At 69.2% G+C, this 20,839-nt stretch carries 19 protein-coding genes and 1 tRNA gene; 8 read left to right on the plus strand and 12 right to left on the minus strand.

Annotated features, from left to right (window positions below):
* Positions 1-17 precede the first annotated feature (17 nt).
* The 3 genes from K8940_RS10875 to K8940_RS10885 all read left to right on the plus strand — a co-directional run bounded on the left by K8940_RS10875 (position 18) and on the right by K8940_RS10885 (position 2,139).
* Positions 18-677 (plus strand): SAM-dependent methyltransferase, encoded by a 660-nt coding sequence (locus K8940_RS10875; RefSeq protein ID WP_223395436.1) that lies wholly within the window; start codon positions 18-20, stop codon positions 675-677.
* 84 nt (positions 678-761) lie between these two features.
* On the plus strand, positions 762-1,208 hold the full coding sequence (locus K8940_RS10880; RefSeq protein ID WP_223395438.1) for a GlcG/HbpS family heme-binding protein: 447 nt from the start codon (positions 762-764) through the stop codon (positions 1,206-1,208).
* 16 nt (positions 1,209-1,224) lie between these two features.
* Complete coding sequence (locus K8940_RS10885) at positions 1,225-2,139, plus strand: DUF4861 family protein (protein WP_223395440.1); 915 nt, start codon at positions 1,225-1,227, stop codon at positions 2,137-2,139.
* Positions 2,140-2,245: 106 nt separating this feature from the next.
* On the opposite strand, the gene wrbA is transcribed toward K8940_RS10885, so the two are convergent.
* Positions 2,246-2,845 carry an NAD(P)H:quinone oxidoreductase gene (gene wrbA, locus K8940_RS10890; RefSeq protein ID WP_223395441.1) on the minus strand — a complete coding sequence of 200 codons (600 nt, stop codon included), beginning with the start codon at positions 2,843-2,845 and terminating at the stop codon, positions 2,246-2,248.
* Positions 2,846-2,935: 90 nt separating this feature from the next.
* On the minus strand, positions 2,936-3,640 hold the full coding sequence (locus K8940_RS10895; protein WP_223395442.1) for a pirin family protein: 705 nt from the start codon (positions 3,638-3,640) through the stop codon (positions 2,936-2,938).
* A gap of 145 nt (positions 3,641-3,785) precedes the next feature.
* Between K8940_RS10895 and K8940_RS10900 the strand changes: the two genes are divergently transcribed.
* Complete coding sequence (locus tag K8940_RS10900; RefSeq protein WP_223395443.1) at positions 3,786-4,685, plus strand: LysR family transcriptional regulator; 900 nt, start codon at positions 3,786-3,788, stop codon at positions 4,683-4,685.
* Between the two features lie 12 nt (positions 4,686-4,697).
* Here the strand turns inward: K8940_RS10900 and K8940_RS10905 are convergent, their stop codons facing one another.
* The 3 genes from K8940_RS10905 to K8940_RS10915 form a co-directional block, all read right to left on the minus strand.
* Positions 4,698-5,189 carry a hypothetical protein gene (locus K8940_RS10905; protein ID WP_223395444.1) on the minus strand — a complete coding sequence of 164 codons (492 nt, stop codon included), beginning with the start codon at positions 5,187-5,189 and terminating at the stop codon, positions 4,698-4,700.
* Positions 5,190-5,256: 67 nt separating this feature from the next.
* Positions 5,257-6,849, minus strand: coding sequence for an ice nucleation protein (locus K8940_RS10910; protein WP_223395445.1), 1,593 nt, complete (start codon positions 6,847-6,849; stop codon positions 5,257-5,259).
* 173 nt (positions 6,850-7,022) lie between these two features.
* Positions 7,023-8,348, minus strand: coding sequence for an Hsp70 family protein (locus K8940_RS10915; protein ID WP_223395446.1), 1,326 nt, complete (start codon positions 8,346-8,348; stop codon positions 7,023-7,025).
* Positions 8,349-8,554: 206 nt separating this feature from the next.
* On the opposite strand from K8940_RS10915, the gene K8940_RS10920 reads away from it, so the two are divergent.
* Both K8940_RS10920 and K8940_RS10925 read left to right on the plus strand, forming a co-directional pair.
* Positions 8,555-10,399, plus strand: coding sequence for a methyl-accepting chemotaxis protein (locus tag K8940_RS10920; protein ID WP_223395447.1), 1,845 nt, complete (start codon positions 8,555-8,557; stop codon positions 10,397-10,399).
* A 55-nt stretch (positions 10,400-10,454) separates the two neighbouring features.
* Complete coding sequence (locus tag K8940_RS10925) at positions 10,455-11,636, plus strand: NAD(P)/FAD-dependent oxidoreductase (protein WP_223395449.1); 1,182 nt, start codon at positions 10,455-10,457, stop codon at positions 11,634-11,636.
* Between the two features lie 35 nt (positions 11,637-11,671).
* Here K8940_RS10925 and K8940_RS10930 read toward each other — a convergent pair whose 3' ends face one another.
* The 3 genes from K8940_RS10930 to K8940_RS10940 form a co-directional block, all read right to left on the minus strand.
* Positions 11,672-13,930, minus strand: coding sequence for a DEAD/DEAH box helicase (locus K8940_RS10930; RefSeq protein ID WP_223395818.1), 2,259 nt, complete (start codon positions 13,928-13,930; stop codon positions 11,672-11,674).
* 230 nt (positions 13,931-14,160) lie between these two features.
* Entirely contained in the window at positions 14,161-14,805 is a 645-nt protein-coding gene (locus K8940_RS10935; protein ID WP_223395450.1) for a DsbA family oxidoreductase, read from the minus strand.
* A 108-nt stretch (positions 14,806-14,913) separates the two neighbouring features.
* Positions 14,914-16,239 (minus strand): diguanylate cyclase domain-containing protein, encoded by a 1,326-nt coding sequence (locus K8940_RS10940; RefSeq protein ID WP_223395451.1) that lies wholly within the window; start codon positions 16,237-16,239, stop codon positions 14,914-14,916.
* A 229-nt stretch (positions 16,240-16,468) separates the two neighbouring features.
* On the opposite strand from K8940_RS10940, the gene K8940_RS10945 reads away from it, so the two are divergent.
* Together K8940_RS10945 and K8940_RS10950 are read left to right on the plus strand one after the other, a co-directional pair.
* Complete coding sequence (locus tag K8940_RS10945; RefSeq protein WP_223395452.1) at positions 16,469-17,596, plus strand: CaiB/BaiF CoA transferase family protein; 1,128 nt, start codon at positions 16,469-16,471, stop codon at positions 17,594-17,596.
* Positions 17,597-17,806: 210 nt separating this feature from the next.
* On the plus strand, positions 17,807-18,772 hold the full coding sequence (locus K8940_RS10950; RefSeq protein WP_223395453.1) for a YihY/virulence factor BrkB family protein: 966 nt from the start codon (positions 17,807-17,809) through the stop codon (positions 18,770-18,772).
* On the opposite strand, the gene K8940_RS10955 is transcribed toward K8940_RS10950, so the two are convergent.
* The 4 genes from K8940_RS10955 to K8940_RS10970 all read right to left on the minus strand — a co-directional run bounded on the left by K8940_RS10955 (position 18,741) and on the right by K8940_RS10970 (position 20,770).
* Positions 18,741-18,989: a sulfurtransferase TusA family protein gene (locus K8940_RS10955; protein ID WP_223395454.1), complete on the minus strand. Its 249-nt coding sequence runs from the start codon at positions 18,987-18,989 to the stop codon at positions 18,741-18,743. The two genes, K8940_RS10950 and K8940_RS10955, sit on opposite strands and share 32 nt — an antisense overlap.
* Positions 18,982-19,725: a pseudouridine synthase gene (locus K8940_RS10960; RefSeq protein ID WP_223395455.1), complete on the minus strand. Its 744-nt coding sequence runs from the start codon at positions 19,723-19,725 to the stop codon at positions 18,982-18,984. The genes K8940_RS10955 and K8940_RS10960 overlap by 8 nt, the downstream gene beginning before the upstream one ends.
* A 10-nt stretch (positions 19,726-19,735) precedes the next feature.
* Entirely contained in the window at positions 19,736-20,644 is a 909-nt protein-coding gene (locus K8940_RS10965; RefSeq protein ID WP_223395456.1) for a class I SAM-dependent methyltransferase, read from the minus strand.
* Positions 20,645-20,680: 36 nt separating this feature from the next.
* Positions 20,681-20,770, minus strand: a tRNA-Ser gene (locus tag K8940_RS10970).
* Positions 20,771-20,839: the final 69 nt, after the last annotated feature.

A 20,839-nucleotide genomic window follows, 5' to 3' on the forward strand; every position in this document is an offset into this window, starting at 1 on the left:
CATCTCGGGGGACGTTCATGGCCTATCTGCGCTGGCGCCGGTTCACGGAACTGGCTTCGCTGGACCGCCCGTGGCTGGGCGAGCTGTTCATGCGCAAGCGGAACAAGCCGATCGTCGCCGCCCCGGTCGAGAAATGGGACGCCGAGTACCAGGACGGGATCTATGACCGCCTGAGCCGTTCCGAGCAGCGCCACCATCACCGCTTGCTGGCCGCCGTGATCGCCGACCGCTGGCCCAATCCGCGCGTGCTGGAGATCGGGGCGGGCGAGGGGGTGTTCTACGAGGCCCTGCGCGCCCACCGACCGGCGCGCTATGTCGGCGTCGACTTCTCCAGGCCCGCCGTCGAGCGCGGCGAGACCCGCCTGGCGCCCGAGATCGCCATCGGCGAGGTCAAGATGGTGCTGGGCGATGGCCGCACCTTCGCGACCGACGAGACCTTCGACGTCGTGGTGTTCTCCGAGTGCGTCGAGCACCTGGGCGAGGTCGAGGACCTGGTGGCCCATTACGCCCCGAACCTGAAGCCAGGCGGCGCGGTCGGCCTGACCATGTGGCTGGCCTTGAAGCCCTTGCGCCTGTGGCATCGTTTGAAGGTGCTGGGCGAGGTGCTGGACGAGGCGGTGATCAACACGCCGTGGGGCGGCGGCTGGCTGATCGCCGTGGTGCGGCCGAAGATCTGAGTGGAATAACCAATCCGATATTTTGGCTAGACCAATTTTCGCCGCGCGTTATATCCGGAAGCGAGACTTCTGGGAGGAAGCACGATGCTGGCGATCCTGGCGCTTGCCGCCGGTCTGGCGACCGAACCCTTGACGCTTCCCGTCGCCGTCGATCTGGCCAGGGCCGCGATCGACGTCTGCGCCGCCAGGGGCGCGCATGTCTCGGCCGCCGTGGTCGACGCCAAGGGTAACCCGCTGGTCGTCCTGCGCGATGAGCAGAGCCCCAAGCCCCCGATCGCAGCGCCGCGCAAGGCCAACGCCGCCGTGGTCTTCGACCAGCCCGGCAGCGTCATGGAGCCGCGCGAGAAGACCGACTCGGACTTCGCCGCCAGGATCGCCGCCGATCCCGAGCATCTGAACCCGCACGCCGGCTCCCTGCCGTTGCATGTCGGGGCCACGCTGGTGGGCGGTCTGGGCGTCGCCGACACAGGCCACGAGGCCGCCGACGGTTGCGCGCGCGCCGCCCTGGCCCGTTTTCCGCAGTTCCACTGAGCGTAGAGAGCGTCCGATGAAGAAGACCCTGGCCCTCGCCGCCGTCCTGACCTTGTCGCTGGGCGTCGCCCACGCTCAGGAGCACGGCCCGGTCACGCCGCTGCCCAAGCCTGACGCGGAGGGCCAGAAGCCGCGCGCGACCGTGGTGCTGGCCCCGTACCGCTTCAACGACATCCTCTGGGAGAACGACCGCACCGCCCACCGGATCTACAGCCGCGACCTGGAAAAGGCCGAGCCGCCGTCGACCTCGGGTATAGACGCCTGGGGCAAGAGCCAGCGCTGGCCCTATATGGACCGCCAGCTGAAGACCGGCGACCAGCACGCCAACCATGGCGAGGGCCTGGACTTCTACGACGTGGGCACGGGGCGAGGCGCGGGCGGCCTGGGCGTCTGGGCCGACAACAAGCTGTGGACCTCTCGCAACTGGTCCAGCTGGAAGGTGATCCAGAACGGACCGGACGTGGCTTCGTTCAGCGTCGACTACGCCCCCTGGCCGGTGGACGTGGATCGCAAGGTCTGGGAGACGCGGACCTTCACCCTGCCGCTGGGCACGAACTTCACGCGGATGGTCTCGACCATAAGCTCCGACAAGCCGGGGCCGCTGGTGGTCGGCATCGGCATCTCCAAGCGCAAGCGCGCCAGCGGGACGGGCGTGTTCCGCAAGGACCTGGCGCCCGGCCGGGTGACGTTCTGGGAGCCGGCCGATCCGGAGAAGGGTTCGATGGCGATCGCCCTGATGGTCGATCCCGCGTCGGTCGTCGAGGTGCGCCAGGACTTCGACAACTACCTGGTCCTGATCAAGGTCGAGGCCGGCAAGCCGTTCGTCTACTACATGGGCGCGGCCTGGGACAAAGGCCTGGACTTCCATACGCCGGCCGAGTGGGACGCCTATGCGGCCGCCCAGAAGGCGGACTTCGACCCCAAGCACTAGTTCAGACGAAAACCGCCCCGAGGCGGGAGGGAAGCCTCGGGGCGGTTCGTTGGGTCGTCCGCCTTGGGGAGGGCGCGGACGACCGGGCTGCGCGGCCTAGAGCGGCTTAGCCGTGCAGCTTGAGGGCGGTCTCGGCGATCTTGCGGCCCTGGTAGCGGGCGCCGGTCAGCTCGTTCTCGGTGGGCTGACGCGAGCCGTCGCCGCCGGCGATGGTCGTGGCGCCGTAGGGGCTGCCGCCGGTGATCTCGTCCAGGGTCATCTGGCCGGCGTGGCCATAGTCCATGCCGACGATCACCATGCCGAAGTGCAGCAGGTTGGTGATGATCGAGAACAGGGTGGTCTCCTGGCCGCCGTGCTGGGTGGCGGTCGAGGTGAAGGCCCCGCCGACCTTGCCGTGCAGCGCGCCGCGGGCCCACAGGCCGCCGGCTTGGTCGAGAAACGCGGCCAGCTGCGAGCTCATGCGGCCAAAGCGCGTGCCCGTGCCGACGATGATCGCGTCGTAGTCGGCCAGTTCGGCGATGGTCGCGACCGGCGCTTCCTGGTCGAGCTTGAAGTGGGCGCTCTTGGCGACCTCCAGCGGGGCCGTTTCCGGCACGCGCTTGATGTCGACCTGCGCGCCGGCTTCGCGGGCGCCTTCGGCCACGGCCTTGGCCATGGTCTCGATATGGCCGTAGGACGAATAGTAGAGAACCAGAACCTTGGCCATGACGGCCTCCTTGACGATGTGGACGGGGAGGTCGGACGCGAAGCTAGGCAAGCCTCGCGTCCGTTTCTTGAACGCTTACGTCTCGAGCCCCTACGACAGGGCCGCGTCGACCAGAACGAGTTCGGCGTCTTCCAGGGCCGTGACGGTGATCGCGTCCTCGTCCTTGATGCCGGCGCCGTCACGGGCGTTCAGCTTGACGCCGTTGACCTCGACCACGCCGACGGCGGGGACCAGATAGCCGGTGCGGTCCTTGCCCAGGGCGTAGGTCGTGCTCTCGCCGGCCTTCAGCGTCGCGCCCAGGACGCGGGCGTCGGTGCGGATCGGCAGGGCGTCGGCGTCATCGGCGAAACCCGAGGCCAGCGTCACGAACTTGCCAGACCGGTCGCCCTTGGGGAACGGCTTGGCGCCCCACGACGGCGCGGACCCGAAGGTCTTGGGCTCGATCCAGATCTGGAAGATCCGGGTCGTTTCCGGCTCGAGGTTGTACTCCGAGTGACGGATGCCCGTGCCCGCGCTCATCACCTGGACGTCGCCGGCCTCGGTGCGGCCCTTGTTGCCCAGGCTGTCCTGGTGGGTGATCGCGCCGTCGCGGACATAGGTGATGATCTCCATGTCGCTGTGCGGATGCGGCGGGAAGCCGGTGTTCGCGGCGATCTCGTCGTCGTTCCAGACCCGCAGCGCGCCCCAGTTCATGTTGCTGGGATCGTAGTAGCTGGCGAAAGAGAAGTGGTGCTTGGCCTTCAGCCAACCGTGGTCGGCGCCGCCAAGCTTGTCGAACGGTCTGCGATCGATCATGGCTCTAACCTTTCAATCCCTCTGGGCCTTGGCCCTCTGAAGCGCCGCGTCGGCGGCGCGTCCTGTTGAGGAGAAGATAGGCGATCCCATGGGATCCGAAATGGAAACTGTTGAAACTCATCGTTTCCAAAACTAATCTCTAGCCATGTCCAAGCTTCCCGATCTCGAAGGCCTCGCCGTGTTCGCCAAGGTGGTCGAGCTGCGCTCGTTCGCCGCCGCCGCCGATGATCTGGCCATGTCCAAGGCCACGGTCTCCAAGGCTGTCACCCGGCTGGAGGAGCGCCTGGGCGCGCGCCTCTTCAATCGCACCTCGCGCCGCCTGGCCCTGACCGACGCCGGCCAGTCCCTGGTCGAGCGCGCCACCCGCGTCCTGGCCGAGGCGCAGGCGGCCGAGGAGGAGGCGTCCAGCCAGTCCTCGGCCCCGCGCGGCGTGGTGCGGATGGCCGTGCCGATGTCGCTGGGCATCACCAGCCTGGCCCCGGTGCTGCCGGGCTTCTTCACCGCCTATCCGGACGTCTCGGTCGAGCTGCACCTTTCGGACGCCACGATCGACCTCGTGGGCATGGGCTTTGACCTGGCCCTGCGCGTGGCGGCCCTGCCGGACAGCTCGCTGGTCGCCCGTCGCCTGCGGGCGGTGAAGCGGCATGTCGTGGCGTCGCCGGGCTACTGGAACAAACACGGCCGTCCCACCCATCCCGCCAACCTGGCCGAGCATCGCGGCCTGACCTATGGCCACCAGAACGCGCCCGAGACCTGGCGCTTCCAGAAGGGGGGCGAGGAGGCGGCCGTGCGGCCCCGATCGGTGATCCGGGCCAATAACGGCGACGTGCTGGTCCCCTCGCTGATCGCCGGCGTCGGCGTGGCGGTGCTGCCGGACTTCATCGTCGGCGCGGCCGTGGCCGACGGACGGCTGGAGGCGGTGCTGACCGATTGGACGGCGACCCCGATCGCCCTGCACCTAGTCATGCCGCCCGGCGGTCCGCGTCCCGCGCGGGTCGAGGCGCTGGCCAACTATCTGGGCAAGGCGCTGGCCGGCAAAGGCTAGGGCGGGTTTCCGCTACTTCACCCGCTTGAACGTCAGGCTCTGGTCCGGCGGCCCGGGCACGCCGTCGACGTCCTGCTCGACCTTCAGGGTGTCGGGATCGACCAGCCACACCTTCATGGTCTGCTTGCGGCCGGTCTTGTTGCTGGTCACGGCCGAGATCCCGCGCAGGCCGTCGCGCATCACGCTGATCATCACGATCTGGGTGTTGACCACGGCCTTGGTCGGCGTCCCGTCCAGCGGCGCGTCGGCGAACTGGATCGCGGCCAGGCCCTCGTCGTCCTCCTCGATCAGCGTCCAGGCCAGGCTCTTGCCGTCGTCCTTGGTCACGTCGACCTCGGCGGCCAGCGGCGCGGGGCCGGTCAGGGCCTCGTTGAAGGTCGAGGCCTTGAGGTCGATCGTCCAGCGGCCGAGGGCGCCCAGCGGACCGCTCTGGGCCATGGCCGGCGTGACGGAGGCCAGTACAGCTCCAGCGATCATCAGAGCGGAAAAGGCGGATCGGGTCATGCGGCGGCTCCTTGAGGCGCCGCCATCAGACGCCCGTGCGGCGCCCTGCGTCTAGAAGCTTTTGACCCTAGAGGCTGTCTACCTGGGTCGGCGTCAGGGCGCCGACCTGCAGCGGGGTCATGGCCGCCAGGTTGGTGGTCGACAGCCAGTCCAGTTGGTTGATCGTCAGGCCCGGGATCTGGGACGGCAGCAGGTAGCCGATCTGGGTCGTGGTCAGGCCGGCGATCACCGAGGTCGACAGCGAGCCGATCTGGGTCGAGGTCAGGCCGGCCACCTGGGTGGCGTTGAGCTGGCTGAAGGCCGTGCCGGAGAGGCTGCGCACCTGGTAGGACGACAGCCCCTTCAGCGACGAAGCCGTCAGCGAGGACATCTGGGGCGCCGACAGCGCCGCCAGGTCCGTCACCGAGATGGCGCCCAGCTGCGCGCCGGTCAGGGCCCCGACCTGGGTCGTGGAGAACTCGCCGATGTCAGTGGTGGTCAGCCCGCCCAGCTGCGTCGCCGTCAGGCCGGTGACCTGGGTCGTCGACAGGGCCTGGAAGCCGGTGGCGTCCAGTCCCGACAGGTTGGCGACCGAAAGGCCGCCGATCTGGGTCGCGGTCAAGCCGCGGACCTGGGTGCTGGAGAGCTCGGCGAAGTCCGTCGTCGATAGGCCAGCGATCTGGGTGGCCGCCAGGCTGGAGAGCTGGGTGGTGCTCAGGGTCGCCACCTGGGTGGCCGAGAGGGCGCTGATATTGGTCGCCGACAACGCCGCGAACTGGGTGGGCGTGAGGCCGGCGACCTGGGTCGTCGTCAGTTCGGCGAAGTCGGTCTCGTTCAGCCCCCGGATCTGGGTGGCGGTCAGACCACCGATCTGGGTCGAGGTCAGGTTGGCGACCTGGGTCGCCGAAAGGCCGCTGAAGCCGCCGCTGAGGCCCGACAGCTGCGTCGAGGTCAGGGCCGCCACCTGGGTGTCGGAAAGACCCGTGGCCTGGGTGGTGGTCAGGCCCGCCAGCTGGGTCGCCGAGAACTGGTTCAGGGTCGAGCCCAGGCCCGCGACCTGGGTCGAGGACAGCGCGCCGATCTGGGTGGCCGTCAGGCCCTTCAGCTGGGTCGAGGACAGCGCCCCGAACTGCTGATCGCTCAGGGCGGGGATAAGGGATGAGGACAGGGCCCCCAGTTGGGCCGCCGACAGCACCTGCAGCTGGGTCGAGGCCAGCTCGCCCAGGTCCGTGACGTTCATCGCGCCAAGCTGGGCGGCGGTCAGCAGCTTCAGCTGGGTCGTTTCCAGCGAGCCGATCTGGGTGGCGTCCAGGGCCGTGAAGTGGGTGGCGTCCAACGCGCCGATCTGGGTGGCGCTCAGCACGTCCAGGCGGCTGGCGTCCATCTGGGCCAGCTGGGTCGAGGTCAGGGCGTTCAGCTGGTTGCCGCTGAAGGCCGCCAGCTGCTCGGCGTCGAAGATCAGGTTCTGGGCGAAGGCCGGAATTTGGGTGGCCGTCAGGCCCTTCACCGCCGTGTTCGACAGGGCCGAGACCTGGGCCGCCGACAGGCCCGACAGGGCGGTGTTGGAGATCGCGGCGACCTGGGTGCTGGCCAGGGTCTCCAGTTTGGTGGTCGACAGCCCTTGGATGGTGGTCGCCGACAGGGCGGACATCTGGGCGGCGGAGAGGTACGAAATCGGCACTGGACTCGTTGCCCCTCTGATCGCAACGCGAATCGTTCGCGTTAACTATAGGCCAAGGCGAAGGGCGCAGCCATGCGACCTAAAGTCTGGCGGCGGAACCCAGAAATCTCCGCCAAGGTTGTGCCCGCGACGTGAAAACTCTCATAAATATCGCGTTTAATCGGCTGGTAACCTCAGTCGGCGCGCATGGTCCATAGGTCCAGGTCGCTCTCGCGGCCGATCAGGGCCAGGCCCGAGGCGATGGACTCGAACTCGCCGCCGCTCTCGATCTTGGCGGGGCCGAAGCGGCGGAGGAAGATCTCGCGCACGGCCGGCACGAACGAGCTGCCGCCGGTCAGGAAGACGCGGTCGACCCCGGCCTCGGCCAAGCCGGCCCGCTCCAGCGCCTCGCCGACGGCGGTCTCGATGGCGGCCAGTTCGGGGGCGATCCAGCCCTCGAAATCGGTCCGCGCCACGGTCTTCTCGATCTCGACCGAACCGGCCTCGAAGCGGAATGTCGCCTCCGTCTGGCTGGACAGCGCCTCCTTCAGCGCCGAGACCGACTTGTAGAGGGCGTAGCCGTGGTTGCCGTCCAGCACCTCGATCAGGGCGGCGATCTTCTCGGGCTCCAGCGCCGTGCGCTCCAGGGCGCGGATGTCGCGCATGTCCTTCGACGCCCGCAGCAGGGCCAGCTGGTCCCAGCGGGCAAAGGCGGCGTAGTAGCGCTGCGGGATCGGCAGGTTGTTGGAGAACGACCTGTACTCCGACCCTTTGCCCAGCTCGGGCGAGACCAACTGGTCGATGATCCGGTAGTCGAAGGCGTCGCCGGCCACGCCGACGCCCGACCGCGACAGCGGCGTCGAGCGCAGCGTGCCGTCGGGATCGCGCTGGAAGCGAACCAGCGAGAAGTCGGACGTGCCGCCGCCGAAGTCGGCCACCAGCACGGTGGCGTCCTGCGTCAGCTGGCGCGCGAAGAAGAAGGCCGCGCCGACGGGCTCGTAGGCGTAGCGGATGTCGCTGAAGCCCAGGCGCTTGAAGGCCTCTTCATAGCGGGTCAGGGCCAGGGTCTCGTTGGGCGAGGATCCGGCGAAGGTCACCGGCCGACCGACGATGATGCGCGGGGGCAGGGCGGCCAGCTGGTCGCCGGCGTGGTCCTTCAGCCGCAGCAGGAACGCCGCCAGCAGGTCCTCGAACTGGTAGCGCTTGTTGAGGATCCGCGTCTCGGTGAAGGCCTGTGAGGCGGCGAAGGTCTTGAACGACTGGATGAACCGCGTCTCCAGCGGATCCTCCAGATAGGACTCGATCGCCCACGGGCCGGCCTCGACCACGCGCTCGTTCACCGCGCCGGGCGCGCCCTGCACGCTGTGGAAGCTGAGCGCCGAGCGGAAGGCGAACAGGTCGCGGTTGTCGATCGTGTAGCGGACCAGGTGCGCGTGGTCGTCGCCGTGGGTCAGCGAGACGACGGTGTTGGTGGTGCCGAAGTCGACGCCAATGGTCGGCGCGAGTTGTGCGGCCGTCATGGGATGGCTCGATATGGTCGGAACGGGGAGGGGCGTGCGTCGTAGCGCCTCCCCGAAGAACGTCAAGCGACATGACCGGTTTAAGCGCTCATTTACGCTCGGCGCCGGAATCCTGTCGCGTAACGGAGCCGGGCGGGACGATTCTCCTGACACCGGTTCCCTTGCGCATGAAGTATCGGCGCGAAGCGTGGTTTTGGGGGAACGCGGTGAAGCTCGACGACCTGAAGATCTCCTCGAAGGTTCTTCTGCCGGCCGCCGTGCTGGCCGCCGCCACCGTGGCCTGCGCCGGCCTGGGCGTGTGGCAGCAGAAGCGCGCCGACGCGGCGACCGAGGTGCTGGTCAAGCATCGCTCGCCCGCCGAGGTCCAGTCCGCCCGCTTCCTGCGCCGGATCAGCATGATGGGCTACGCGGCCCACCGCACCGTGACCTATGACGGCGCCTCCGAGCAGGCCGTCGCCGCGTCCAAGGAACTCGACAAGGTCTATGGCGAGGGCAAGGAGAGCCTCGACAAGATCGCCGCCGCCGACCCGGCGACCGCCGACTACACGGCCGGCATGAAGACCAGGCTGGACGCGGCCTATGCCGACGCCCGCTCCGCCGCCGACCTGGGCCTGAGGAACGACGACGCCGGCTCGCTGGGCGGGCTGGCCAAGGTCGATCCCGCCATCGACGCCATGGCCAAGGAAGGCAAGGCCTGGGGCGACGCCTACAACAAGGAGACGGCGGCCATGGTCGCCAAGGCCAGCCAGTCCGCCGCGGCCGGCTCGTGGCTGACCCTGCTGTTCGGCCTGGGCGCGGCGGCCTGCGGCATGGGCTTCGCGCTCTATATTGGCTCGTTCAAGATCTCGCGCCCGGTGCGCTCGCTGTCACGGACCATGACGGGCCTCGCCGACGGCCAGTTGGACGTCGAGGTGGTGGGCGCGGCCCGCAAGGACGAGGTCGGGCTGATGGCCCGCGCCGTCCAGGTGTTCAAGGACAACGCCGTGGCCCTGCGCTCGTCCGAGGCCGAGCAGGCCCGGATCTCGGCGGCCAGCGAAAGCGAACGGGCTCGCAACGAGGAAGTCTCGTCGGCCGCCGCCCGCGAGCAGGCCTTCGTCATGGAGCGTCTGGCCGGCGCCCTGTCGCGCCTGTCGAACGGCGACCTGACCGTGCGCATCGACGATGCGTTCCCGGCCGGCTACGAGGCCATCCGCAACGACTTCAACGGCGCCATCGTCCAGCTGGACGACGCCATGGGCGGCATCGTCGCCGTGGTCGGGACCGTGGGCTCCAGCGCCGACGAGATCGCCGCCGCCGCCGACAACACCGCCCGCCGCAGCGAGCAACAGGCCGCCAGCCTGGAAGAGACCGCCGCGGCCCTGGACGAGATCACCGCCACGGTGCGCCGCGCCTCCCAGGGCGCCGGCGAGGCCAGCCGCGTCGTCACCTCGACCCGCTCGGACGCCGAGAAGTCCGGCGACGTCGTACGCGGCGCCGTAGACGCCATGACCCAGATCGAACAGTCCTCGGCCAAGATCGGCAATATCGTCGGGGTGATCGACGAGATCGCCTTCCAGACCAACCTGCTGGCCCTGAACGCTGGTGTCGAGGCGGCTCGCGCGGGCGACAGCGGCAAGGGCTTCGCGGTCGTGGCCCAGGAAGTGCGGGCCCTGGCCCAGCGTTCGGCCGACGCCGCCAAGGAGATCAAGGCGCTGATCAACGCCTCGACGGCCCAGGTCGACGAGGGCGTGCGCCTGGTCGGCCAGACCGGCGAGGCCCTGGACGGCATCGTGCTGAAGGTCGGCGAGATCGATGCTCTGGTCTCCGAACTGGCGGGCTCGGCGAGTGAGCAGGCCCGGGGCCTCAACGAGGTCAACGCCGCCGTCAACCAGATGGACCAGGGCGTGCAGCAGAACGCCGCCATGGTCGAGCAGGCCACGGCCGTCAGCCACGCTCTGAAGAGCGAGATCGGCGGCTTGGTGAGGATGATCGGCCGCTTCGAAGTCAGCCAGAAGGCCGCGCCTCAGCGCCAGCAAGTCGCCTCGCGGCCGGGTTACCGCCGCGCGGGCTGATTGACTTCCCGCCTCGCGTCCGGTCGAACGGGCGCGAGCAAGCAGTGGGAAGATCTTGGAAAACTTCGACGTCCTGGTGATCGGCGCGGGCGCGGCCGGCATGATGTGCGCTATCGAGGCCGGCAAGCGCGGGCGTTCGGTGCTCGTGATCGACCACGCCAAGGCCCCGGGCGAGAAGATCCGCATCAGCGGCGGCGGGCGGTGCAACTTCACCAATACCGGCGCGTCGATCCATAATTTCCTGTCGGCGAACCCGAAGTTCGCCCTGTCGGCCCTGCGTCGCTATCGGCCGAGGGACTTCGTCGCCCTGGTCGAGCGGTATGGCATCGCCTACCACGAGAAGACCCTGGGCCAGCTCTTCTGCGACGGCTCGGCCATGCAGATCATCACCATGCTGCTGACCGAGATGAAGGCCGCCGGCGTGCAGTTGCGGCTGCTGACCGGCGTCGAAAAGGTCGCCAGGACGGACGCCGGTTTCGAGGTCTCGCTATCGTCCGGCGATGTTCGGTGCCGTTCGCTGGTCGTGGCCAGCGGCGGCAAGTCGATCCCGAAGATGGGCGCGACCGGCCTGGGCTACGACATCGCCAAGCAGTTCGGCCTGAACATCGTCGAGACCCGCCCCGCGCTGGTGCCGCTGACCTTCGAGGCCGGCATGCTGGCCCGGCTGACGCCGCTGTCGGGCGTGGCGCTGGACGCCGTGGTCGCCCATGGCAAGACCAAATTCCGCGAGGGGATGCTGTTCACCCACCGGGGCCTGTCAGGGCCCTCGATCCTGCAGATCTCGTCCTACTGGCGCGAGGGCGACGAGATCCGGGTCGACATGGCCCCGGGCGTCGACGTCCTGGCGGCGCTGAAGACGGCGCGCACGGCCACGCCGCGCCAGGCGGTGGCGACGGTGCTGTCGACCCTGCTGCCCAAGCGCGTCGCCCAGGCCGTCGCCGACGAGGAGGCGGCCGGGAAGGGCAATATCGCCGACTGTTCGGATAAGGTGCTGGGCCGGCTCGCCGCGGCGGTCAACGCCTGGACCTTCAAGCCCGTCGGCTCGGAAGGCTATCGCACGGCGGAAGTGACCCTGGGGGGGGTCGACACCGACGGCCTCGACTCCCGCACCCTGGAGGCCAAGGCCGTTCCGGGCCTCTACTTCATCGGCGAGGTGGTCGACGTCACCGGCTGGCTGGGCGGCTATAACTTCCAGTGGGCCTGGGCGTCGGGCTGGTCGGCGGGGCAAGAGGCCTAAGAAAAAGCCCCTCCGGTGAGGGAGGGGCTCGTCATCTACTTCTTCTTGAACGGCTTGCCCGCCGGCTTGCCGCCGGGCTTGGCGTCGAAGCTCTTGGCCTTGAAGGGTTTGGGGCCCTTGAACGGCTTGCCAGGACCGGCGTCGTCGCGCTTGCCGGCATAGGGCTTGGAATAAGGCTTCGGACCGGCGGCGTTGTCGCTGAAGCTCTTCTTGAACGGCTTCTTGGGGGCGTCGCCATCCGGGCGCGGGGCGCGGGGCTTGAACTCGCGCGGCGCGTCGGCGCCGGCCTCGTGGCGCGGCTTGAAGGCGCGCTTGGGGGCGCCTTCCGAGTCCTGCGGCGAATACGGACGCGGGGCGTCGTTGTCGCGCTGGAAGGGGCGAGGCGCGTCGTTGTCGCGGGGGGCGCGGCGCGGCTTGTAGTCGCCCTTGGGCTCTTCGCCGCGGCCGTAGGGCTTGGCGTTGCTGACGCCGTCGTCGCCATAGCTGGACGGACGCGGCGTGTGGTCGCGCGAGCCCGGGGCGTTGGCGCGCGGCGCGCGGGGCGCGTCGTCACGAGGGGGGCGCGGCTTGAACTCGCGCGGCGCGGCGTCGTCGCGCGGCGGACGCGGGGCGTACTCACGGCGAGGACCGGCGTCGCGGGCGGCGGGGGCCGTGGTCGGGGTGATCGAGACGTCCTCGCGCACCGTCTGCTGGACCGCCGCGCCGAACTTCACGGCCGCCTCGGCCGAGATCTCGAACTTGGTGTCGTAGTCGAAGATCCGGATCGACCCGATGTCCTTCTTGGTGATGTGGCCCAGGCGGCAGATCAGCGGGATCAGCCACTTGGGGTCGGCGTTGTTGCGACGGCCGGTGTTAAGGCGGAACCACTCCGATCCGCTCATGTCGACGCGCGGCTCGCGCTCGGGGCGGTCGCCGCCGAAGTCACGATCGCGCCCGAACTCACGCGGCTCGCGGCTGCGCGGGCCCGGATCGGCGCCGTGACGCGGGTCGTCATAGATCTCCTCCGGGGCCGGCAGCTTGGCGCGACGGGTCCGGATCAGCGCGGCGGCGATCTCCAGCGGCGTGCGCTTGGCCAGCATGGCCTCGGCCAGGGCGGTGTCTTCCTCGACCACGGCCTCGTTGAAGATCGGGTCGTCGAGCAGGCGCTCGGTGTCCTTGACGCGGATCTCGTCGGCGGTCGGGGCGCCGCCCCACTGGCCTTCGACACCGGCGGCCATAAGCAGCTGCTCGGCCTTGCGACGACGGGTGTAGGGGACGACCAGGGCCGAGACGCCCTTCTTGCCGGCCCGACCGGTGCGGCCCGAACGGTGCAGCAGGGTCGCCTTGTTGACCGGCAGTTCGGCGTGGATCACCAGACCCAGGTCCGGCAGGTCCAGACCGCGCGCTGCGACGTCGGTGGCGACGCAGACGCGGGCGTGGCCGTCGCGCAGGGCTTGCAGGGCGTCGGCGCGTTCGCGCTGCGAAAGCTCGCCCGACAGGCCGACGACGTCGAAGCCGCGCTCGCGCAGCTTGGAATGCAGCGAGCGGACGCTTTCACGGGTGTTGGCGAACACCAGGGCGCCAGGGCTTTCAAAGTAGCGCAGCAGGTTGACGACCGCGTGCTCGACCTCGTTGGGGGCGACGCGGACGGCGCGGTATTCGATGTCGCGGTGCGGCTCGTTGCGGCCGATGGTGTCGATGCGGATGGCGTCGTTCTGATAGCTCTTGGCCAGCTGCACGATATCGCGCGCCAGGGTGGCCGAGAACAGCAGGGTGCGGCGCTCGGCCGGCGCGGCGTCGAGGATGAATTCCAGATCCTCGCGGAAGCCCATGTCGAGCATCTCGTCGGCCTCGTCGAGGACGGCGACCTTCAGCTCCGACAGGTCCAGGTGGCCGCGCTCGATGTGGTCGCGCAGTCGCCCCGGGGTGCCGACGACGATGTGCGCGCCGTAGTTCAACGCCCGTTGTTCACGACGCGCATCCATGCCGCCGACGCAGTTGACCACCACGGCCATGGCCTGGGCGTACAGCCAGGTCAGCTCGCGATTGACCTGGATGGCCAGCTCGCGGGTCGGGGCGATGACCAGGGCCAGCGGCGCGCCGGCGCGGCCGAAGATCTCTTCGTCGCCCAGCAGGGTGGGGGCGGCGGCCAGGCCGAAGGCCACGGTCTTGCCTGAGCCGGTCTGGGCGCTGACCAGCAGGTCACGGCCTTCGGCGTCGGCTTCAAGCACGGCGGCCTGGACGGGGGTGGGCTCGGCGTAACCCTGAGCGGCGAGAGCCCGCTCGAGAGCGGGGTGGGAGGCGGGGAAGGGCATCTGGGTCCAGTTCATTTGCGGCCGCGCACACAAAAAACGCGCGGCTCGCGCCAATGACCAAATCGGGCCCCCTTGGAGCCTTGATGCTCCCCTCGGACCGCTTCTTGGTCGAATTCCAACGAAAATAGCCCCCTTCCGCCGCCGAGGCGACGTTAGGGGGCTCGATGAGGGGCCTTATGCGCTTGTTGCGCTGCAAAAAGCAAGGGCGACGGTGTCGCGATCTGCGTTCCCTAGCTGGTCAGCGCCTGGTCGATCGCCTGGACGATGCGTTCGGGCGTCTCGGCCCCGACCACGGCGACCTTGCCGGCGAAGATGGCGAACGGCACGCCGGTGACGCCGCCCTGGACGGCCATGGCGTGCTCGCGGGCCACGGCCTCCTTGTCGGCGCCTTCGGAGAGCAGTTGCAGAACGACCAGTCGCTCCATGCCCGCCGCCTCGGCGATGTCGGCCAGCACCATCGGGTCGCCGATGTCGAGGCCCTGCTCGAAATAGGCCTTGAACAGGGCTTCGACAACCTGGTCCTGCACGCCGGCCGTCAGGGCCCAGCGGATCAGGCGATGGGCCGCGTTGGTGTTGGGCGAGACCGCGATGGCCTCGAAGTCGAACGCGATGCCTTCCTCGGCGCCGCCCTCGACCAGGGCCGCGTGGACGGCCTTCAGCCGCTCGGGGTCCTTGAACTTGGCGGCCATGTACTGCTTTCGGTCGACGCCCTCCTCGGGAAGCGTCGGGTCCAGCTGGTAGGGCCGCCAGATCAGCTTGGCCTCGACGTCGGGGCGCAGGGCCACGGCCGACTTCAGGCGCCGCCAGCCCAGATAGCACCAGGGGCAAACCACGTCGGCGACGACGTCGATGATCAAGGGCTGGGACTGGGCCACGGCGAACGCCTTTCGAAACAATGTCCGCTACAGGACAGGTTCCATATAGGACCTGCCGCTACGGCGCCCAAGCTTCACTTTAAAGGCGACGAGAAGCGCGGCTTGGCCTCAGCCGGCGTCGCGCTTCAGGGCGCTGGCGGCGGCGCGTTCCAGGGCCTTGACCGCGCCTTCGCCCGGCTGGACCTCGGCCACGCCGATGTCGAACTCGCAGACGAACGGCGGACGGTCGTCGCCGGCGTCAAAGGCGGTGCAACTGATCACGGCGGCGATCCGCTCGGCCGCGGCGCGGGCCGCGTTCTGGTTGGTCGCCGGCAGGGCCAGGGCGAAGACCTCGGTGGCCAGGCGCGCCGGGGTGTCCTCGACCCGGACCAGGCGACCGACCATCGAGCCGATCTGCGGGATGGCGCGGTCCAGCCAGCCGTTCTGGCGAGCCCAGGCGGTGTCGGACTTTTCGGCGATGCGCAGGACGCAGATCGACAGCGGCCGGGCGCGCTCGACGGCGGCCTTGGACAGGCGCGCCAGGTGGGCGGCGAACAGGTCGCGGGTGAAGAGGCCGGTGGCGGCGTCCATCAGGCCCGAGCTGCGGGCCTTTTCCAGGGCGCCGCGAATGGATTCGCCGCGCCGGAAGCTGCGGGCCAGCTCCATGACCCGCATGGCCGTCTCGACCTCGGGCGTCTGGGGCGAGGCTACGTCCGAGATGCCGCGATGGAAGGCCTCGGACATGGTCACGTAGCTCTCGGCCTTCAGGTAGAGCAGGGCCGGGATGTGGAAGAGGCGCGTGTTGCGGCGCATGCCGGCCGCGATCGACAGGGCTTCCTGCTGGCTGTCGCCGGCCCACAGGACCACGGCGTCGAAAGCCCGCTCGTGCAGATAGTCGAAAGCCGTATAGGCGGTGAAGGCGCCGACCACCTCGGCCCCGCTGGCCTGCAGGGCGTTCGACAGCGCCAGGAACTGCGGGGCGGGCTCGCCGACCGCCAGGATGCGGACCGGAACCTCCGAGGTCTCGGGCAGGTCCAGGCGGCGGCCGCGATCGCCGAAGGTCTCGAGGCGCAGCTCGAACTCTTCCTCGGCGACGGCCGTGCGCACCAGGCTTTCCAGGCGCAGGGCGGCCTGGGACGGGTGCAGCGGCGGCGACAGGGTCAGGTCGAAGGCGGGGTTGCGCTGGTCGCCGTCCGGATCGCCGATGGCGATGACCGGCAGGCGGCGCGGGGTGACGGCGGCCTTGAGGCGACGGGCCAGGCTCTGGGTCTCGGGACCGGCGCTGGCCAGGTCGACGATGACGGCCTCGATCGGCAGGTCGCCCAGGGCGGCGAGGGCGGCGTAGGGCCCCCGGGCGGTGATCGTGCGCCAGCCCAGTCGGTCCAGCCCTTCGGCCAGCGGTCCGGCGCGAACATCGTCGCGCGCCACGATCAGGATCCGGGCGTCAACCGCCAAACCAACCTCCGCCCGAATGCCGGCTCGCTCGCTCATATGAGGACGGCCCAGATTCGAGGCTGCAACATAGCAGAGGCTTTGCGGCGTCAAAGGTACGGAACGCCGCAGGCTGGGGGTGAATCGCCGATCGTCGCCCCCGGTCGCGCAAGGGCTTGCCTGACCGAACGTCATGGCCGCTCTAGTGGCGACCGACCGGCCGCGTTCGAAGAGCCGACAGGGAGATTTGACCATGGGCCAGGGGCCGCTTTCGGGGCTGAAGATCGTCGAGTTCGCCGGCATCGGTCCGGGACCGTTCTGCGGCATGCTGCTGTCGGACCTGGGCGCCGACGTCGTGCGGATCGACCGCAAGGGGCAGGGGCGCGGCTCCCCGGCCGACGTGACGGCGCGCGGCCGCCGCTCTGTGGCGCTGGACCTCAAGCACCCCGAGGCGATCGAGACCTGCCTTAAGCTGCTGGACCAGGCCGACGGCCTGATCGAGGGCTTCCGGCCCGGCGTGATGGAGCGGCTGGGCCTGGGTCCCGACGTGGCGCTGGCCCGCAATCCCAAGCTGGTCTACGGCCGCATGACGGGCTGGGGCCAGACGGGCCCCTACGCCAAGGCCGCCGGCCACGACATGAACTACATCGCCATCACCGGGGCGCTGGCCGCCATCGGCACGGCGGACAAGCCCGTGCCGCCGCTGAACCTGGTCGGCGACTTCGGGGGCGGGGCGCTGTACCTGGCCTTCGGCCTGCTGGCCGGGGTGATCCACGCGCGATCGACCGGACAGGGCCAGGTGATCGACTGCGCCATGAGCGATGGCGCGGCCTCGCTGATGGCCATGTTCTACGGCTTCAAGGCCGGCGGTATGTGGAACGAGGGGCGGCGGACCAACCTGCTCGACGGCGGAGCGCACTTCTACGACACCTACGAATGCGCGGACGGCAAGTGGATCTCGATCGGCTCGATCGAGCCGCAGTTCTACCTGCTGCTGCTGGAGAAGACCGGCATCACCGACCCGCAGTTCCAGCACCAGATGAGCCGCGAGGAGTGGCCGCAGCTGCGCGAGAAACTGGCGGCGGTGATCAGGACCAAGAGCCGGGACGACTGGTGCGCGATCATGGACGCCACCGACGTGTGCTTCGCGCCCGTTCTCACCATGGACGAAGCGCCCAAGCACGCCCACAACGCCGCTCGCGAGACCTTCGTCGAGGTGGCCGGGGTCATGCAGCCGGCGCCCGCGCCGCGCTTTTCGGCCACGCCCGGCGCCATCCAGGGACCGCCGCCGAAGATCGGCGCGGACAACGACCAGGCCCTGGCCGACTGGGGTTTCTCGCCGGACGCCATCTCCGGGCTGAAACACTCCGGAGCCCTCTGAGACCTGACGAACACGTTCAGGTCCGGTTCAGGCGGCGGGCCTCATCTTGCGGGTGTCGATCGGTCGCTGCGCCATCCGTCCCTCGATGTGGCGATCGATTCACAGGTACGTCCTGCGGAGACGCGTCGTTCTTCCCGAACGGCGCGTCTTTGACGATTCCGGGCCCGGTTTTGACTCCGGCCAGTTTTGACTCCGGGGTCCCGCATCGCCATGGTCCGCCAGATGCAAGACCCGCTGCACCGCATCCGCTGGCGCGACCTCGACCTGGATCCGACGCACTGGGCCCGCGAAATCCTGCGTGTGCTGGGCCTGGCCCTGTCGCGGCTGTGGGGTCGCGACGTCATGCTGTACGTCGGCGGCGTCTCGTTCTTCGCCCTGCTGGCCGTGTTTCCGGGGCTGGCGATTCTGCTGGGCCTCTACAGCTTCTTCCTGACGCCCGAGAGCGCCGCGCACCAGGCCACCAAGCTGGCCGAACTGATTCCCTCCGGCGCCCGGTCGATGTTCGTGGACGAGTTCGCCCGACTGGCCCACGCCCCCGGCCAGACCATCTCCCTGCAGAGCGGCGTCGTGCTGATTGTCGGCGCCTACGCCGCCCATCGCGGCTTCAAGGCGCTGTTGGCCGGGCTGTCGTTCATCCACGACGAGGAGAACCAGCGCGGCTTCTTCAGCTTCAACCTGATGGCCCTGCTAGTGCTGATCGCCGCCTTCGGCCTGCTGTTCGTGATGTCGGGGATCTTCCTGACCCTGCGACTGCTGGGGGCGGCCCTCAACCTGCGTCCGCTGGCGGGCGTGCCGTGGATCCAGTCCGAATGGACCTGGGCCAGCTTCGGCATCGTGTTCGGCATGAGCCTGGTCTACCGCTACGCCATGTCGCGCGAGCCGGTCGGCTGGCGCGCCTCGATCGCCGGCGGGACGGCGGCGGCGGCGCTGTGCGTCTTCATGTCCTGGGCCAGTGCCTTCTATGTCGAGAAGGTCGTCCATCTGGGCGCGACCTACGGCTCGATCTCGGCGGTGATCATCTTCCTGATCTGGCTGTCATGGAGCGTGAACGCGATCTTCTTCGGCGGCGCCCTGGCCACCGAGGTCGAGATCGCCCTGGACGAGCGCCCCCGGGCCCTGCTGGAGGGCCCCAAGGCGATCCCGCTCAAGCCGCCTTCAGAATACGAAACCGAATGACCCCGTCGTCCTGGTCGGCGACCTCCAGCACGGTGGCGCCGATCTGGCCGGCGAAGTGCGGGACGTCGATCCGGGCCATCGGGTCGGTGGCCAGCAGCACCAGCTCGGCGCCGGCCGGCGCGGCCTCGTGGGCCTTGCGCAGCTTCAGGGTCGGGACCGGGCAGTGATGGCCGCGGGCGTCGATCAGGATCGGTTCAGGCCCAATTGAACTAGGCATCCGCGAACACCCCCTCGGCCTCGGCGGCCGGCAGGATGCGATGCTGGCCGGGCTCCAGGTCGCCGGGCAAGACCAGGCCACCGATCCGCTCGCGATGCAGCGAGACGACGTGGTTGCCGACGGCCGCGAACATGCGGCGCACCTGGTGATAGCGGCCCTCGGTGATGGTCAGCCGGGCGGTCTTCGGATCGACGACGTCCAGTTGGGCCGGCAGCAGCGGCTTTTCCTCGCCGTCCAGCATCAGCGTCCCGGCGGCGAAGACCTCGCCCTCCGAACCGTCCAGCGGACGGTCCAGGGTCGCCAGATACGTCTTGGGCACATGGCGCTTGGGCGAGATCACCCGATGCAGGAAGTCGCCGTCGTCGGTGATCAGGATCAGGCCGCTGGTGTCCTTGTCCAGCCGCCCGACCGTCGACAGGGCCGGGTCGCGCAGCCGCCAGCGGCGCGGCAGCAGATCGTAGATCTTGTCGCCGTCCTCCTTGTGCGAGCAGGTCACGCCCAGCGGCTTGTGCATCATCAGCACCAGCGGGGCGGGCGGATCGACCGGGACGCCCCGGATCGTCATGCGTTCGGGCAGGGTGGCGTCGACGGCGACGCGCAGGCCGGCGTCCTTCAGGATCTTGCCGTCCAGCACGACCTTGCCGCCCGCCACCAGCGCCTGGACCTCCTTGCGGCTGCCATAGCCCAGATTGGCCAGCAGACGGTCCAGACGGGCCATCAGCGCCTTTCCGCTCATTTCCCCATGCTCACTTTCGGGCCTCGAAGACCTTGTAGCCGCCGCCTTCGCCGACCAGCCGGACCTTGGCGAAGCTCTCGGCCAGGATCGCCTCGTAGGGCAGGTGGCGGTTGGCTACGATCCACAGGCTCCCGCTCTTGCGCAGGGCGCCGGCGGCGGCGCGGATGAAGGCCTGGCCCAGCGTCTTGTCCTCGCCGCCGCCCTCGTGGAACGGCGGGTTGCTGACGATGAAGTCCAGGTCCTTCAGCTCGACCTGGCGCACATCGCCCCAGACGAACTCGGCGCGGGGATCGGCGACGTTGCGCCTGGACACCTCGACCGCTCGGCGGTCCAGCTCGACCAGGGTCAGCTTGGTGACCTTCTTCGACGCCAGGACGTTCAGGGCCAGCAGGCCGATGCCCGAACCGAAGTCGGCGCCGACGCCGGAGAATTCCGGCAGCACCTGCAGCAGGGCGTTGGTGCCGGCGTCCAGGCGGTCCCAGCTGAAAACGCCCGGCTGGGTCCACAGGCCGTTCACGCTGATCCGGCGCGGGGCGCCGGCGGCGATGGTCTCGGCCAGGCCCTTGATCTCCGTCGGGCGGACCACGACGCAGATCCGGTTGTGCCGCCGGGCGCTCTCGCCAACCTCGCCGCCCAGGGCCTCCAGCTCCTTCTTCAGGCGCAGGCCGCCACGGTCCTTGGGGGCGAAGGCCGTCAGGCGACCGCCGGGCGCCAGGATTCGCAACGCCTGGGCGAGGACAAATCGTCGTTCCACCGCGCCAGCCGGGGCGCGAACGGTCACGGCGTTAAGAGATTCGTCCGCGATCGAGGCCAGATCCGTCGAGCCGACGATCAGCGGCGACAGCTGCACGGCGTCCGCCGCCGTGGGCGCCAGATCGTGGTCGGCCTGGCCATAAAGCGCGGTAGAAGTCGCCGACATGCTTGTCCTGAAAGGGTTTTTCGTCGCTGTGCGATGTGGCGGACAGGGTGGGATTCGAACCCACGGTAGGCTTCCACCTACGGCGGTTTTCAAGACCGCTGCCTTAAACCACTCGGCCACCTGTCCGGAGCAGGCGGCTATATCAGCGCGCCCGGTCCTTAACCAGACTTCAAAACAATCGCGTGATCATGTCCG

The organism is Caulobacter segnis (assembly GCF_019931575.1).
Classification (GTDB): Bacteria; Pseudomonadota; Alphaproteobacteria; order Caulobacterales; family Caulobacteraceae; genus Caulobacter; species Caulobacter segnis_C.